Source organism: Sinorhizobium americanum (assembly GCF_001651855.1).
Lineage (GTDB): Bacteria > Pseudomonadota > Alphaproteobacteria > Rhizobiales > Rhizobiaceae > Sinorhizobium > Sinorhizobium americanum.
On record NZ_LNQC01000080.1, the window covers coordinates 148,962 to 164,659 of the forward strand.

Annotated in this window: 13 protein-coding genes; 6 read left to right on the forward strand and 7 right to left on the reverse strand. The window is 63.7% G+C overall.

From position 1 onward, the window contains the following. Positions 1–112: 112 nt before the first annotated feature. The 5 genes from xylB to ATC00_RS28180 form a co-directional block, all read right to left on the reverse strand. Positions 113–1,567 (reverse strand): xylulokinase, encoded by a 1,455-nt coding sequence (gene xylB, locus ATC00_RS28160; RefSeq protein WP_064255245.1) that lies wholly within the window; start codon positions 1,565–1,567, stop codon positions 113–115. Positions 1,568–1,577: 10 nt separating this feature from the next. Then, entirely contained in the window at positions 1,578–2,615 is a 1,038-nt protein-coding gene (locus ATC00_RS28165) for a LacI family DNA-binding transcriptional regulator (RefSeq protein ID WP_064255246.1), read from the reverse strand. A gap of 97 nt (positions 2,616–2,712) precedes the next feature. After that, complete coding sequence (locus tag ATC00_RS28170) at positions 2,713–3,831, reverse strand: metallophosphoesterase (protein ID WP_064255247.1); 1,119 nt, start codon at positions 3,829–3,831, stop codon at positions 2,713–2,715. 174 nt (positions 3,832–4,005) lie between these two features. Further along, on the reverse strand, positions 4,006–5,595 hold the full coding sequence (locus ATC00_RS28175) for a DHA2 family efflux MFS transporter permease subunit (protein ID WP_037389469.1): 1,590 nt from the start codon (positions 5,593–5,595) through the stop codon (positions 4,006–4,008). 21 nt (positions 5,596–5,616) lie between these two features. Continuing rightward, positions 5,617–6,831, reverse strand: coding sequence for an HlyD family secretion protein (locus tag ATC00_RS28180; protein WP_037389472.1), 1,215 nt, complete (start codon positions 6,829–6,831; stop codon positions 5,617–5,619). A 253-nt stretch (positions 6,832–7,084) separates the two neighbouring features. Here ATC00_RS28180 and ATC00_RS28185 point away from each other — a divergent pair, with 253 nt between their 5' ends. Beyond that, a complete protein-coding gene (locus ATC00_RS28185; RefSeq protein ID WP_037389475.1) occupies positions 7,085–7,780 on the forward strand; it encodes a TetR/AcrR family transcriptional regulator in 696 nt (231 codons plus the stop codon). Here the strand turns inward: ATC00_RS28185 and ATC00_RS31755 are convergent. After that, the gene (locus ATC00_RS31755; RefSeq protein ID WP_234782436.1) at positions 7,740–8,192 is read right to left on the reverse strand and encodes a VOC family protein; all 453 of its coding nucleotides are present in this window, start codon (positions 8,190–8,192) and stop codon (positions 7,740–7,742) included. The two genes, ATC00_RS28185 and ATC00_RS31755, sit on opposite strands and share 41 nt — an antisense overlap. 122 nt (positions 8,193–8,314) lie before the next feature. On the opposite strand from ATC00_RS31755, the gene ATC00_RS28190 reads away from it, so the two are divergent. The 4 genes from ATC00_RS28190 to lysS all read left to right on the forward strand — a co-directional run bounded on the left by ATC00_RS28190 (position 8,315) and on the right by lysS (position 13,499). Then, the gene (locus tag ATC00_RS28190; RefSeq protein ID WP_064255248.1) at positions 8,315–9,154 is read left to right on the forward strand and encodes an AraC family transcriptional regulator; all 840 of its coding nucleotides are present in this window, start codon (positions 8,315–8,317) and stop codon (positions 9,152–9,154) included. A gap of 179 nt (positions 9,155–9,333) precedes the next feature. Further along, complete coding sequence (locus ATC00_RS28195) at positions 9,334–10,089, forward strand: TerC family protein (RefSeq protein WP_037389478.1); 756 nt, start codon at positions 9,334–9,336, stop codon at positions 10,087–10,089. A 444-nt stretch (positions 10,090–10,533) separates the two neighbouring features. Beyond that, positions 10,534–11,991: a glutamate--tRNA ligase gene (gene gltX, locus ATC00_RS28200; RefSeq protein ID WP_037389480.1), complete on the forward strand. Its 1,458-nt coding sequence runs from the start codon at positions 10,534–10,536 to the stop codon at positions 11,989–11,991. Positions 11,992–12,002: 11 nt separating this feature from the next. Beyond that, positions 12,003–13,499, forward strand: a complete 1,497-nt coding sequence (lysS, locus tag ATC00_RS28205) for a lysine--tRNA ligase (RefSeq protein ID WP_064255249.1) — start codon at positions 12,003–12,005, stop codon at positions 13,497–13,499. Between the two features lie 83 nt (positions 13,500–13,582). Here the strand turns inward: lysS and ATC00_RS28210 are convergent, their stop codons facing one another. Then, on the reverse strand, positions 13,583–14,239 hold the full coding sequence (locus tag ATC00_RS28210) for a hypothetical protein (RefSeq protein ID WP_064255266.1): 657 nt from the start codon (positions 14,237–14,239) through the stop codon (positions 13,583–13,585). Between the two features lie 164 nt (positions 14,240–14,403). Here ATC00_RS28210 and ATC00_RS28215 point away from each other — a divergent pair, with 164 nt between their 5' ends. After that, positions 14,404–15,639, forward strand: a complete 1,236-nt coding sequence (locus ATC00_RS28215) for an NAD(P)/FAD-dependent oxidoreductase (protein WP_037389485.1) — start codon at positions 14,404–14,406, stop codon at positions 15,637–15,639. The last annotated feature ends 59 nt before the right edge of the window (positions 15,640–15,698 follow it).

Sequence of the window (15,698 nt, forward strand, 5' to 3'; positions counted from 1 at the left end):
TATCCTGGGCTGTTGCCGGCCCGCTTGTGCGGAACACGGCGATTTCGTGGAAAGTAATCGTTTTCATTTCAGTTATGGTGCGACCGGCGGTACCGGCCTGACTGGGACTTGGCTAAATCGTCGCTTCCTTGATGGCGGGGTAAAGCCGGCGGTAGCGCTGATAGGCGTCCTCGTAGGCGCCCACCAGCGAAGCATCCGGCGCAATTGTCTCCGCCGTCGCCGGCGCAGAGCAAGTCGCTACTGGGTCCGCGCCGGTGGCGGCGATCAGCCCGAGCCGGGCCGCACCGAAGGCGGCGCCGAAATCGCCGTCCGCCGGCAGGTCGACTGGCAGGTCGAGCGCGGTTGCGATCGACCTCAGCCAGTAGCGCGACCGCGAGCCGCCGCCGATCGCGGTGACGCGATCAAGCGTCGTACCGGCGGCGCGCAGTGCTTCCAGGCTGTCGCGGATCGCGAAGGAGACGCCTTCGAGCACCGCCTGCGTCAACGCGGCGCGCGAACTTTCGTGGCCGAGACCGGCGAAGGCGCCGCGGATCGCCGCGTCATTATGCGGCGTGCGTTCGCCGGAGAGATAGGGAAGGAACGAAACGGAACCTGGCGCCTTTAGCGTGTCGCCGAGCTCGCCCGTCAGCTCCGCAGCGCTTTTGCCGGTAATGCCCGAATGCCAATTGAGCGCATCGGTCGCCGAGAGGATCACCCCCATCTGGTGCCAGGTGTTCGGCAGGGCGTGGCAGAAGGCGTGAACGGCGCTTTCCGGATTGGGAAGATAGCTAGCGTTGGCGGCGAACAGCACGCCCGAAGTGCCGAGCGAGACGAAGGCCTGCCCCTCCCCCACTGTGCCCATGCCGCAGGCAGAGGCCGCATTGTCACCGGCGCCGCCGGCAATGACGACGCCCGGGCTCATCCCCCAGCGATTGGCGAGCTCCGGCCTGAGCATGCCGGCACTTTCCGTGCCCTCGACAAGCGCCGGCATCTGCCGTTCTTCGAGATTTGTCGCGGCAAGCAGGCACTCGGACCATTCGCGCTTGCCGGTGTCGAGCCAGGCGGTGCCAGCGGAATCTGACATTTCCGACATATACTCGCCCGTCAGCCACAGGCGGAGATAGTCCTTGGGCAGGAGCACCCAGCGCACCCTAGCGAAAATCTCCGGCTCGTTCTCGCGCACCCAGGCGAGTTTTGGCGCGGTGAAGCCGGGAAAGACGATATTGCCGGTCAGCGCCCGGAACTGCGGGTCGCCATCGAGTTCGGCGGCCTGGCGGTAGCTGCGCGTATCGTTCCAGAGAATGCAGGGACGCAGCACCGCGTCGTTCTCGTCCAGCAGCGTCGCGCCGTGCATCTGGCCGGAAAGACCGATACCGCGCACCGCAGCAAGCGCCTGCGGATGCGCCTGCTTGAGACCGTTGATCGCTCCTTCGGCGGCGCGAGACCAGTCGGCCGGGTTCTGTTCCGACCAGCCGGGATGCGGCCGCGAGACGTCGAGCGCAGCCGAGGCGGAGCCGACGATCCGCTGTCCGCCGTCGATCAGCATGGCCTTGACGCCGGACGTGCCGAGATCCAGTCCGAGGTACATGGGTGTCCTCCTATGCCTGCCCGTTCGGCAGGTTGTCTTTCAGGAAAATGTCGATGCGGATGCGCTCCTGCGCCTCGATCACCGGCAAACCGTCTGCCTTGGCCTTCAGCACCCGGATCGCACTGCGGATCTCGTGACCCGCATCCTGGTTGAGGAGCACATCGATCGTCCCGGACAGAAGAGCGGCCCGGCTATGGGGCGTCAGTTCATGGGCGATCGCGCACACCGCCTCGGCCCTTCCCGCTTGTTGGAGCGCCGCAACCAGACCGCGATTGCCGGCGCCGAGACTGTAGATGCCGGCAAGGTCCGGGTGGCGCTCGAGGAGTGCGGCGACAAGTTTCTCGACCAGGGCCGCATCATCCTGTCCCTCGACCACCGGCAGAATCTGCCGGGCGCGAAAGCAGTCGCGGATGACCGCCTGGAAACCTTCCAGCCGCTCCCTATGGTCGCGTACCAGCATCGAGCCGGCCACAACCGCGACCGGCCCCTTGCGACCGCGGAGGAAGCGGCCCATCAGGTTCCCGGCAGTGCGCCCGGCCGCGATATTGTCGACGCCGGCGAAATGATCGCGCGCCGATCCGGGCAGGTCCGAAACCAGGGTGACGACGACAATGCCGTCATCGCGCAGGCGCTTCACCGCTTGCGTCACCTCCGGGGCGTCGACCGCGACGACGGCCACGCCGGCGGGCCGCCGTCGATGTGCCTCGGCCAGGGCATCGGCCAAGGCACGCGCGTCGAAGGCGGGGACGCAAAGAAGTGCGATCTCCGTCCGCTCGGCCGGTGAGCGCGCCATCGCCGCCCTCACCTCCGCCTCGAGGCCGCGCATGAAGGCGTTTTCGCCGCCGGGAAGGATGAAAATCAGAGGATAGCTGCGGCCCTTGGCAAGATTGGCCGCAGCCACGTCACGCACATAGCCAAGCGTCGCGATCGCCCGCTCCACCTTGTCGCGCGTCACCGACCGAACGCCCGGGCGGTTGTTCAGCACCCGGTCGACGGTCGCGAGGCTGACGCCCGCTTCCGCGGCAATATCGTGAACGGTCGGTCGCATCTCTTCCTCCTGCAGACCCCTTAGAGGAAGTTTTGATGTACGTAAATCAAAAATTTCGAGACAAGCGGAAAGCCTGCAAAACTTCCGCGCCAACGTCTCAGACGAAACGCTTGCTGAAGGCGTGCGTGAATGCGACATGGCCCATCTCGCCGCGCGCCTCACCGAAGACGACATCCAGGAATTTCTCGGTCACCCGCACCAGTGCGAAGCCGCCGAGATAGGCCGCTTTCGGCTTGAAAATGTCGAGTTCGCCGGCGCGATAGGCCATCACCCGGTCATGCTCGTGGCCATGGAAGAGCCCGACGACATTGTAGCCCTTCAGCACCGCGATCAAGGCATCGCGCTCAGCCGGCCTCCACCAATGCGGCTCGCCATCGCCCTGGTCGTCGAAGGTTTTTGCCTCAGCGTCCCAGACCTCGGTCGAGAACGCATCCCATCCATAGTGCTGAAACAGCACGACGGGTCGGCCGTCCGCGGCGTAGGCAGCAAGATCGCGCGTCAGCCACGGCAGGCCGCTCACGGCCCCCTTGCGCTCGTCGCCGCCGAAGCGTTGCAATTGCACGAGATGAAGGCCGCCCCAGTCCCAGGAATAATTGTCCGAAAGCGGATCGTAGTTGGCGACCGGCACCGGCGGCCGGTAGAACACCGACTGGCGATGGGTGAGCTCCACGTAGTCGCGCAATTCCCGGCGATACCAGTCGGCGTTCGGAGGCGCGCCGTCCTGGTCGAGATCATGGTTTCCGAGGCCGACATAGACGGGATAGTGGATATTATGCGGCCCGACGCCATGCTCGTATCGGCTCTGGAACTGCTGCAGCTGCCGCCCTTCGCGCGGCTCGCGAACCTGGCCGCCGCCGTCGTCGGTGATATCGCCGCCGAGTACGAGGCCGAACGGCCGGGCAATCTTCGCGCCGGCGCTGGCAAGACCGCTTGGCTTGCCGTCGATCGTTTGGGGCCAGTGCTGTCCCGGAAGTCCGTTGAGCGCCGCAATGTGGCGCAGCAGATTGGCGTCGGTCTTGCCCTCCTGCTCGCAATTCGGCGCAAGGCCTTCCGTCGAGACGAGGCAGGCATGGATGTCATTCGAAAAGACGAATGTGGCATCGATCGGGGGCCGCGCTGCGGCACGCCCGCCGCCTGCGATCAGCGAAAGGCCGAGGCCGGCAGTACCAGCCAGAAGTCTCCGCCTGGAAGGGTTGAGGAACGGATTGCCGATCATCGCCTGCCCTGCCCTTTAGCCAACGCGACCACTGAAGGGTCGCGAGGATAGTGCCGCAAGGTTTTCGGGGCGTAAAGCATGCCGTTTGTGCTGAATGCGGTCGCCACGAGGCCCCTTCTCCCCGCCTGCGGCCGCCCGCGGGGAGAAGGTCGCGGCAGCGGGATGAGGGAAGCCTTAGTGCCCGCCGCCTCCCGAGCCGGCACCCTCCGGCTTCTTGATCATCAGAACGCCGAGCACCATCGCCAGGAACAGCACGGTGAGGATCAGGAAGACGTCGATGAAGGACATGATCACCGCCTGCTGCTGAACCATCTGGGCCAGCTGCTTGACGGCCGCCGTCGCGCCGTCGAGGCCGTAGGCGTCGAAGTTCGACGCCATGTTGTTCAAACGATCGACCGCCTCCGGATTGCCCCACTGGATATGCTCGGCGAGGCGGGCATAGTGAAGATCCTGGCGCTGCGTCAGGATCGTGTTGATGATCGCCAGGCCCACGGCGCCGCCGAGGTTGCGCGTCAGGTTGAACAGGCCGGACGCGTTGCGGATGCGTGCCGGCGGCAGCGTGCCGAGCGCAATGTTGTTGATCGGTACCATGCAGAGCATCAGCGAGCAGCCGCGCAGGATCTGCGGGACGAGCAGTTCCCAGAAATCCCAATCCGCCGTCAGTTGGCTCATGGTCCAGGTGCCCGCGGCAAAGCCCGTGAACCCGATCGTCATCATCACCCGTGGGTCGAGCCGGCCGGCCAGGAAGCCCGCGACCGGCGCCGTCAGGAACATGGCGAGCCCCGAGACGAACATGGTCTCGCCGATCATCAGTGAATCATAGCCGCGGATGCGCCCGAGATAGAGCGGATAGAGATAGGTGAGGCCATAGAGGCCGATGCCCATCACGAAGGAGAACAGCGAGCCGAAGGAGAAATTTCGATTGGCGAAGGCGCGGAGATCGACCACCGGAAACTCGACCTTGAAGGCCCGGTAGAAGAATATGGCGGCGGCGACAGCCGTGGCGACCGCCCCCATGACGATATGGTCGTCGTTGAACCAGTCGTTGGCATTGCCCTCCTCGAGCACATATTCGAGCGAACCGAGGAAGACCGCCATCGAGAACAGCCCCCACCAGTCGAACTTCTTGATTAGTCCAAGCTCCGGCTCGTCGAAATCGATGAAAATCCAGGTCAGGGTTGCGACGATGATGCCGGGAATGACGTTGACGAGGAACAGCCAGTGCCAGGAGAAGGCGTGGCTCAGATAGCCGCCAACCGTTGGGCCGATGGTCGGGGCCAGCGTGGCGATGAGGCCGATGATCGGCGACACGATGTTGCGCTTCGACGGCGGGAAGATCGTGAAGGCGGCGGCGAACACCGACGGGATCATGCCGCCGCCGATGAAGCCCTGGATCGCCCGGTAGACGATCATCTGGTCGATATTGGTGGCGGTTGCGGCCAGCGCACTCGAGGCGGTGAAGCCGGCCGCGGCGACGGAAAAGAGTACGCGCGTCGAAACGATGCGGGCAAGTGTCCCCGACAGCGGGATCATGATGACTTCGGCGATCAGGTAGGAGGTCTGCACCCAGCCGATCTCGTCCGATCCGGCGGACAGGCCGGCCTGGATTTCGGCAAGCGAGGCCGAGACGATCTGGATGTCGAGGATCGCCATGAACATGCCGACGACCATCGCGAAAAAGGCGATGAGCCGTCGCGGATCCATGCGCTCCTCTGTCCCGGCGCCGCCTGTCGCCGCCGGGCCTGCTGTTATGGTCGCAGCCATGTCCGCTACTCCTTCGCGCGATTACTTCGCTTCGGCGACCTTCGTGGTCTCGGGCGCCGTCCGGGTATCGACATCGACCACGACGCTTAAGCCCGCCCGGAGGTTACCCTTGGCGAGCGCATCTGCCGGGAGCGTGATCCGCACCGGCACGCGCTGGATGATCTTGGTGAAGTTGCCGGTGGCGTTTTCCGCCGGCAGCAGCGAGAAGACCGAGCCGGAGGCCGGCGAGATCGAAGCGACGGTGCCTTCGATCGAGTGCTCCTCGTAAGCGTCCACATGGACCTTGACCTTTGAGCCGGGGACCAGATGGGCGATCTGCGTTTCCTTGAAGTTGGCGTCGATGTAGAGCTGGTCCACCGGCACCAGGGCGGCAAGCCGCTGCCCGGCCGAAACGAGATCGCCTACCTGGACGGCGACGTTGCCTATGACGCCGTCATAGGGCGCCTTGAGCACAGTGAAGCCGAGATCGCGGTTCGCCTTGTCGCGCGCCAGTTCCAGTGAACGGATCGTGCTTTCCGATTCCGCTCGCTGCGCCGCGAGCACGGTGATATTCGCCTTGGCCGCGGCGATATTGGCTTCGGCGCCGACGAGATTTGCCTTCGCCTGGTCGAGCGCGACCTGGGCACTGTCGCGCGAAGCGTCCGTTCCGAACGCCTTGGACTGCAGGTCGCTGGCGCGCTTCTGGGTCAGCTCGGCGCCGCGGACGGTCGCCTCGAAGGCCCTTTTCTGCGCCTCTGCCTGGTTCAGGCTCGCCGCTGCGCCGGCGATCTGGGCGTCGAATCGGCTGAGCGCCAGCTTCTGCGTGGCGATCTGCGCCTCGGCCTGTTCCGCCGCAATCCGGTAATCGCCGTCCTCGAGCGTGACGAGCGGGTCGCCGGCCTTCACGTGCTGGTTGGCGACGACGTCGACCTTGGCAACATAGCCGGAGACCTTCGGAGAGATCGTCGCAATGTCGCCCTCGATGTAGGCATCGTCGGTCGAAACCATGAAGCGGCCGTTGGTCCACCAGTCGTAGCCGTACCAGGCGCCGGCTGCGAGCAGCGCCAGACCGATGGCTGGAAGGATCGGCTTGCGGCGTCTCTTCGCCGGAGCAGCAGCCTCAGCGGCGGAAGGTTCCGTCGCCGCCGGCGCCTCCGCTGTGGGTGCCTTGGCTTCCGTGCTTGGAACATCAACGGCTTCGAAATCATCACCTACGGGACGGGCTCGCGCGGCACTGGAGGTGCTGGAAGGGGACATGAGACACCTGTTTTCGGCTAAATTAGCTAAATTGAACTGAACCGTTCGGTTCGATTATCCTTGACATAATTCCTTCCGCAGCGCATATCAAGAGGAAATCGAACCGAGCGGTTCGAAACGCTTGCCGCGGGCTGAAAAAAAATGCGGATCCAATTCCGCACCCGTTGCTTTTTATTGAAACGGTCACGCTAATGGGTTGGAGCGAGTTCTTAAATCCACCGTGATCTACAGGAGTGGAAACGTCCGGGTAATCATGACGTCAGCGAAAAGTGCACGGCAGGAAAGGTCCCTGCAGCCGGAACAGCGGCCTTCGAGCGGCGGACGCCGCGTCGCCGGCGAGGATCCGGTCAAACGCGAGCAGATTCTTGAAGGCGCCAAGCGTGTCTTCATGCGCAGCAATTTCGACGCGGCCAGCATGAACGACATCACCCGCGAGGCCGGCGTCTCCAAGGGCACGCTCTATGTCTACTTCGAGAACAAGGAAGATCTGTTCGAAGCCTTGATCGCGCGCGAGCGCAGCCGCATCGTCAACAGCATCAAGCAGTCGCTGAACGACATCGAGCCTATCGAGGAAGCGCTACACGATTTCGCCGTGACGCTCGTTACCAGCATGACATCGGACTACACGATCCGGGCCATGCGGACCGTGCTCGGCGTGATCGACCGCATGCCGCGGCTGGCGCAGCGTTTCTTCACCGCAACGCCCGAAAACGGCTACACGGTGCTGAAGGCCTATCTCGAGCAGCAGAAAGCGGCAGGCAGGCTGTCGATCGACGATACGGAACTGGCCGCCAAGCAGTTCATCGAACTCTGTATGGCCGGCCTGTTCAAGGGCCGTCTCTTCGGGATGTGTGAAGCGGTTCCGCCCGAACAGATCGAAAAGAACGTCGCCTCGGCCATCCGTGTTTTCATGGCCGCCTATGGGCAGCACGCTGATCAGAAATCCTAAGCCGGGCTGCACATCTGCAGGCGATTGCCGAAGGGATCGTAGAAGCTCGCAAAGGTGACGAAGCCGGGAACGACCTGCGCATCCTCGCACCGCGGCGGCGCAGTTCCTCGACTGCCGCATGGCAGTCCTCGACGTTCAAGACGAGCGTCGTCCCCGTCGAGGGCGTCCAGCCGCTCTCCGCCAACGTCACCGAAACGTTGCCGGCCACGCCGCCGGTGGAGAATTCGATCCAGCCCGCTTCGGGCAGGTCGTAGAGCGGCGGCCCGAATCCGAGCACCTCCCCATAGAACGCGCGGGCACGATCAAGGTCGGTCACCGAAATCGAGACCACGTTGATGCCACGAAAGAGAGGACCGGTCGTTGCCATGACGGCGGATGTAGGACGCGGACCCCGTTCGTCCAGCCTGCGCAATCGGGAAATCCAGAAGGTGAATTCGCCGTCGGCAGGCCGTGCCGATTAAAATCCAGCAACCGCGATCAAACGCGTCCTCCTATAAATCCATAAGAGCTAGGTCGCTTGCCACGGGAGTGAACATGAGTGCCATCGGACGGGCGATCTGGTTCATCGAAAGCCATTTCGCCAAGGATATCTCACTGGAGCGGATTGCCGACGCCGCCGGCCTGTCGCGCTATCATCTATCACGCGTCTTCGGCCTTGCGACCGGCCATTCGATCAGTGCCTATATCCGCGGACGCCGCCTGAGTTCGGCGGCGCTTCGCCTTGCCGAGGGCAACTCCACCATTCTCGAGGCCGCCCTCGATGCGGGCTACGGCTCGCACGAGGCATTCACCCGTGCCTTCCGCGAGCAATTCGGGGTCACGCCCGAGTCTGTCCGCAAGCAGAGGCATGTCTGCAATATCGAACTTGTGGAGCCCATCAGGATGGACGATACGCGCAATAAGAAGATCGAACCGCCGCGCTTCGAGGAGGGCCCTGCCCTGCTCCTCGCCGGCCTTGAAGAAACCTATGCCTACGATCGCACCGAAGGCATTCCCTCGCTCTGGCAGCGCTTCAATGGCCACTTCGGTCATATTCCGGGCCAGCGGGGCAACGTCGCCTATGGCATCTGCACCCATTCGGATGCCGAGGCCGGAGGCTTCCGCTACATGGCGGCCGTCGAAGTCGCGGATGCGGACGGACTGCCGAACGGGTTTTCGACCCTGAAGCTGCCGAAGCAGCGCTATGCCGTGTTCCTGCATCGCGGCCACATCTCGGCGATCTCGGCCACGGCCCATCACATCTTCGCAACCTGGTTTCCGCAGTCTGGGCTCGAGCACGGCGAAATGCCCGATCTCATGGAACGCTACGACGAGCGGTTCGACCCGGATTCCGGCATGGGCGTCGTCGAGATGTGGGTTCCGATAAAACAGTAAACGGTAAAACGCTGCCGCAAAGCCGCGGCAGCGCTTGCTACTTCGGCGTTACTCCTTAAATACTGCGGGCTAGTCTGGCGCGACGACGCGCCGCGGAGGCAAAGTGTGCGCGGTTTCCGCCGGCCTTTCGCTCCGTTTTGTGGAACCGATCACGCTCGTCAGAAAGGAACAGTTCGCCGATGCAGGAAATCCTCACGCTCGCTCAAAGCCCGGAGGCTTGGGTCGCTCTCATTACGCTGATTGTGATGGAAGTGGTCCTCGGCATCGACAACCTGATCTTCATCTCCATCCTCACCAACAAATTGCCTGCCGAGAACCGGGTCAGCGCCCGGCGCATCGGCATCGGCCTCGCGCTTATCATGCGACTTGGGCTGCTCGGCACGATCGCCTGGATCGTGCAACTCACCGAGCCGGTCTTCGAGGCCTTTGGCCATGGCTTCTCCTGGAAGGACATGATCTTGATCGCCGGCGGCCTTTTTCTCGTCTGGAAGGCGACGAAGGAGATCCACCACAATGTCGATCCGAGCGACCATGACGAGGACTTCATCGCGAGCTCGGCGATCAACGGCTTCACGGCGGCGATCGGCCAGATCCTGCTGCTCGATCTCGTCTTTTCCGTCGACAGCATCATCACCGCCGTCGGCATGACCCCGCACCTGCCGATCATGGTCATCGCCGTCGTCGTCGCCGTGACGGTGATGCTGGTTGCAGCCAACCCGCTCGCCAACTTCATCGAACGGAACCCGACGATCGTCATGCTGGCGCTCGCCTTCCTGCTGATGATCGGCACGACGCTGATTGCCGAAGGCATGGGCTTCCACGTGCCGAAGGGTTATGTCTACGCCGCCATGGCCTTCTCGGCCCTGGTCGAAATCCTCAATATGATCGCCCGCAACGCGCGCCTGAAGAAGCAGCAGGCCAGCAAGCTGCACTGACTTTGCAATCGGCGAGGATGACGAAGATGACAAAGAGGCCCGCACCATTGGTGCGGGCCTCTTGCTGCGGGAGGCGAGGATGCGGACTGGACAGGTCAAGAGCTCGTCTGCCGTTCCGTTGGCCACGGGAAGAAACCGGCAAAATTCCCGTGTTCTCCTGGTCTGTCGCGTCCGGTTGCCACAGTCCGCGTCCTCGCAGCGGATAACGCAGCCACGCTGTTAGCGTTCCAATCCTTGTTCGACGAGAGAGGCGACCGACAGCGCGACTTCCTCTTTCCGTTGACATCAAGGGCTTTCTATGGTCTCACCCCTGCCGACTGGAATTGCCCGCCGATACCGCTCAAACGGCACCCTTGCGGGCCTTCCTTCCCATAAAATACGCGCCCGTCAGCTGGTAGGCACTCCGGCCAAGGGCTCAAGAGCACGTCAAGACGGGCAAAGACCATGGCAGATTCTGCAGTCCGGGTACGCATCGCACCCTCCCCCACCGGCGAACCGCATGTCGGCACCGCCTATATCGCGCTGTTCAACTATCTCTTTGCGAAGAAGCACGGCGGCGAATTCATCCTGCGCATCGAGGATACCGACGCGACGCGCTCGACGCCGGAATTCGAGAAGAAGGTGCTCGATGCGCTGAAATGGTGCGGGCTCACATGGTCGGAAGGTCCGGATATCGGCGGCCCCCACGGCCCCTATCGCCAGAGCGACCGCAAGGATATCTACAAGCCCTATGTCGAGAAAATCGTCGAGAACGGCCACGGCTTCCGCTGCTTCTGCACGCCCGAGCGGCTGGAGAAGATGCGCGAGGCACAGCGCGCCGCCGGCAAGCCGCCGAAGTATGACGGCCTGTGCCTGAGCCTGTCGGCCGAGGAAGTCACCTCCCGCGTCGCCGCCGGCGAGCCGCATGTCGTGCGCATGAAGATCCCGACCGAGGGCTCCTGCAAGTTCCACGACGGCGTCTATGGCGATGTCGATATCCCGTGGGATGCGGTCGACATGCAGGTGCTGCTCAAGGCCGACGGCATGCCGACCTATCATATGGCGAATGTCGTCGACGACCATATGATGAAGATCACCCATGTCGCGCGCGGCGAGGAGTGGCTCGCCTCGGTGCCGAAGCACATCCTGATCTATCAGTATCTCGGCCTCGAGCCGCCGAAGTTCATGCATCTGTCGCTAATGCGCAATGCCGACAAGTCGAAGCTGTCCAAGCGCAAGAACCCGACCTCGATCTCCTATTACACGGCGCTCGGCTATCTGCCGGAAGCGCTGATGAACTTCCTCGGCCTGTTCTTCATCCAGATCGCCGAGGGCGAAGAACTGCTGACGATCGAGGAACTGGCGCAAAAGTTCGATCCTGAAAACCTGTCGAAGGCCGGCGCGATTTTTGACATTCAGAAGCTCGACTGGCTGAACGCCCGCTGGATCCGCGAGAAGCTCTCGGAAGACGAGTTTGCCGCGCGGGTCTTCGCCTGGGCGTCCGAAAACGAACGTCTCAAGGAGGGCCTGAAGCTCTCGCAGTCGCGCATCTCGAAGCTCGGCGAGCTGCCGGATCTGGCCGCCTTCCTCTTCAAGTCCGATCTCGGCCTGCAGCCGGCCGCCTTTGCCGGCGTAAAGGCGACGCCTGAGGAGATGCTGGAGGTCCTGAACACCGTTCAGCCGGACCTCGAAAAGATCCTCGAATGGAACAAGGAATCGATCGAGGCGGAACTGCGCGCCAGCGCCGAGCGGATGGGCAAGAAGCTCAAGGCCGTCGTCTCGCCGCTCTTCGTCGCCATCTCCGGTTCGCAGCGTTCGCTGCCGCTCTTCGACTCGATGGAACTGCTCGGCCGCGCCGTCGTGCGCCAGCGGCTCAAGGTGGCGGCACAGGTGGTCGCCTCCATGGTTGGCAGCGGAAAGTAAGGACGATACCCATGAACGAGAAGACAGAAACCGCCGGCCTTTCCTCCGACGCCACGGAAGTACGCGCCCAGAAGCTCGACCTCTTGCGCACGCAGATCGGCGATGTCTATCCGGCGCATTTCCACCGCACGCTGACCAATGCGGAACTCGCGGAAAAATATGCCGGGCTCGAGCCGGACACGGAAAGCGGCGACCTGGTGACGGTCGCCGGCCGCGTCTTCTCCTCGCGCAATTCCGGCATGTTCATGGATATCCATGACGCCTCCGGCAAGATCCAGATCTTCTCGCACAAGGACACGGCCCCGGAGGAAGCGCGCGCGCTGCTGCCGATGATCGATCTCGGCGATATCATCGGCGTTACCGGCGAGGTGCGCCGCACCAAGCGTGGCGAGTTGACGGTGAACGCCAAGCAAATCACCATGCTCTGCAAGTCGCTTCTGCCGATGCCGGAGAAGTATCACGGGCTTGCCGACATCGAGACGCGCTACCGCAAGCGCTATCTCGACATCATGGTCAACGAGGAATCGAAGCTGCGCTTCCAGCAACGAAGCCGCATCGTCTCCGGCATCCGCCGCTTCCTCGAGGACGAAGGCTTCATGGAAGTCGAGACGCCGATGCTGCAGCCGATCTATGGCGGCGCCACGGCCGAACCCTTCAAGACGCATCACAACACGCTGAAGCTGGACATGTATCTGCGCATCGCGCCCGAGCTTTACCTGAAGCGCGTGCTCGTTTCCGGCCTGACCGACAAGGTCTTCGAGATCAACCGCAACTTCCGCAACGAAGGCGTCTCTACCCGGCACAATCCAGAATTCACCATGATGGAGTGCTACTGGGCCTATGCCGATTACGAGGACATGATGGGCCTCGTCGAGCGTATGTTCGAAAAGCTCGCCCTCGCCGTCCACGGCACGACCGAGTTCGAATTCGGCGACAAGCAGCTCTCCTTCAAGGGTCCCTTCCCGCGCGTCTCGATGCCGGCGGCCGTCAAGGACGCGACCGGCATCGATTTCCTTGCCATCCGGAGCGACGAGGAAGCCCGCCAGGCGGCCCGCAATGCCGGGATCGAGGTCGAGAAGGACGCGACCTGGGGCGAAGTGCTCGCCTTCATCTTCGAGGAGAAGGTCGAAGCGACGCTGATCCAGCCGGCCCATGTCATTCATTTTCCGAAGGACATCTCACCCTTCGCCAAGGAGGTGCCGGGCGAGCCGCGGCTCGTCGAGCGCTTCGAGACCTATTGCAACGGCTGGGAGATCGGCAACGCCTTCTCCGAACTCAACGACCCGGTCGAGCAGCGCGCCCGCATGGTCGAGCAGATGGAACAGGCCCACGCCCGCGGCGAAAAGGAAAAGACGCTCGACGACGACTTCCTCGACGCCATGGACCAGGGCATGCCGCCCGCCGGCGGCTTAGGCATCGGCGTCGACCGGCTGATCATGCTGCTCACCAATTCGCCGTCGATCCGCGACATCATTCTCTTCCCGGCCCGGCGCCACAAGGGCGACTGAGCTGATAAGCAGACCCCGGACAGCATTGAGCCCATCGCGCAAGCGGTGGGCTTTTCGTTTGACGGGGAAATGTTGTTGGCGGGTCAATGCCCGCCATGCGCCTCGGCACTCTCGGCCGGATGCTCGCTCGATTCCGACACGGCCGCAGCCTCCGCGTCTTCCGCCTCGGCCGCAGCCGGATCGATGCAAAGCGAGTGATCGTCCATCTTGGCCATGATGGCGTGAACTTCGTCGAGCCCGAGGCTCACGAGCTTGCCATGGAACATGCCGTCCGGATTGGCCGTGCCGTCATTGTAGGAAGCCCGGAACGGCTCGCCCATGCCCTTGACGCTCTGCGGACCGGGCGCGAAAAGCACTTCGGCACCGATCGCGGCACCCCGCACCGCGGCGCGCTCCTCAGGCCCGGCGGCATCGAGCACGACCACTTGATAGAGGTCGGCCCTTTCCTTCTTGGCGAATGCGCCGACGACGCGCAGCGCCGTACGGACGCGCTCCGGGCCAGCCGCGCTGTCGGTCTTCACATGCATGCGGATCCAGCGCTGGCCGCGGTGGTCGAGCTTCAGCGTCCGGAGCGCCGTGCATTCGAGACCGGAAGCGGAAGGCTCCGAAAGCCGCGCGACGAGCCTGTCGCGCCCCACATAGACGGCGGCACCGCCGGATGCGGCCGAGACCGCAAAGGCCGCGGCAAGGATGACCACGAGCCGCTTCGAAGGGCGCAATTTACTCAAGATAGCCTTCACAGGCGGCTCCGCTGGACGCAAATACGAGAAAAGCCAGAACGCCATCGAGGATAGGCGAAACACCCTTTCGGAAAGTTTAAGCGGACGGGCGCAAGACACTTGCTCTCCTGCCCGCCGTCACTAAAAACGAAGCGTCAGTTCTCGATTGGGGGATAAGGGAGATCATGGCGCGCATCGGAATAGTCGGAGCGGGTATCATCGGCTGCGCCTCGGCGGTCCATCTGATCGCCGAAGGCCACGCCGTCAGCGTATTCGAGAAGGACCCCGACGGCCTGCCTGCCTCCATCGGCAACGCCGGCATCCTCGCGGTTCCGGAGATCGATCCGATCGCCCGCCCCGAAATGCTCTTCGCGGCGCCGAAATGGCTGATCGATCCGCTTGGTCCGCTGACGCTGCGCTGGCAAGACCTGCCGGCCCTCACGCCCTGGCTCTTCCATTTGCTTCTTGCGGCTCGGCCCGCCCAGGTCGAACGCTCCCGCCAGGCCCTGCTCGGCCTGATGCGTGAAGCTCTCGCCGCACATCAGGCCATGGCGAGACTCTGCGGCATTTCGGGCCATATGAAACCGACCGGGGCGCTGACGATCTTCGACAGCGAGGCTGCCCTCGACGCCGCCTTCCGGCACGAGCAGGCAACCGCCCGCCTTTTCGGCTTCGCCGTCGAACGGCTCGACGCCCGCGCCGCCCGCGGCCGCATCCCGGCGCTCGAGGGCGCCTTCGCCGGCGGCGTCTTCAGCAGCGGATATCAGACCTTTCCCGATCCGCTCAAACTGCTGCGCGATCTGCAGCACCATGTCCGGCAACAGGGCACGCTCGTCGAAGCCGGCGTCGAGGCCGTGCAGCCAAGCACCGAGGGGATCACCATAGTCGCCGACAGCGGCGAACGGCACGTCTTCGACAAGGTGGTGATCGCCGCCGGCGTGTGGTCGCGCACGCTGGTCCGCCAGCTTGGGCTGAAGGTGCTGCTGGAAACGGAACGCGGGTACAACACCACCTTCGCTGACCCGCCGGTGAAGCTGGAAATGCCGATCTTCTTCGCCGAGCACGGCTTCGTGGCAACGCCGCTTGCCAACGCCCTGCGCATCGGCGGTGCGGTGGAACTGGCGCGGCCGGAGGCGCCCCCGAACTACGCGCGCGCCGCTGCCATGCGCCGCAAGATGCGGCGCTATGTGCCGGCCCTGCCGGAGAGCGGCGGCAAGGAATGGATGGGCAGGCGCCCTTCGACACCGGATTCGGTGCCGGTCATCAGCCTCCATCCGTCCGACCCCCGCATCGCCATGGCCTTCGGCCACGGCCATCTCGGTCTGACGCTCTCGGCGATCACTGGCGCCAAGATCGCCGCCCTCCTCTCCAACCGGGCTGGTACCGACCTCGAATCGTTCAGCATCCGACGTTTTCAATAAGCCCGGCGATCGATTGACTTTCGCGCGCAGCTTGTCCATTGCCGCCAGCACGCAGGATC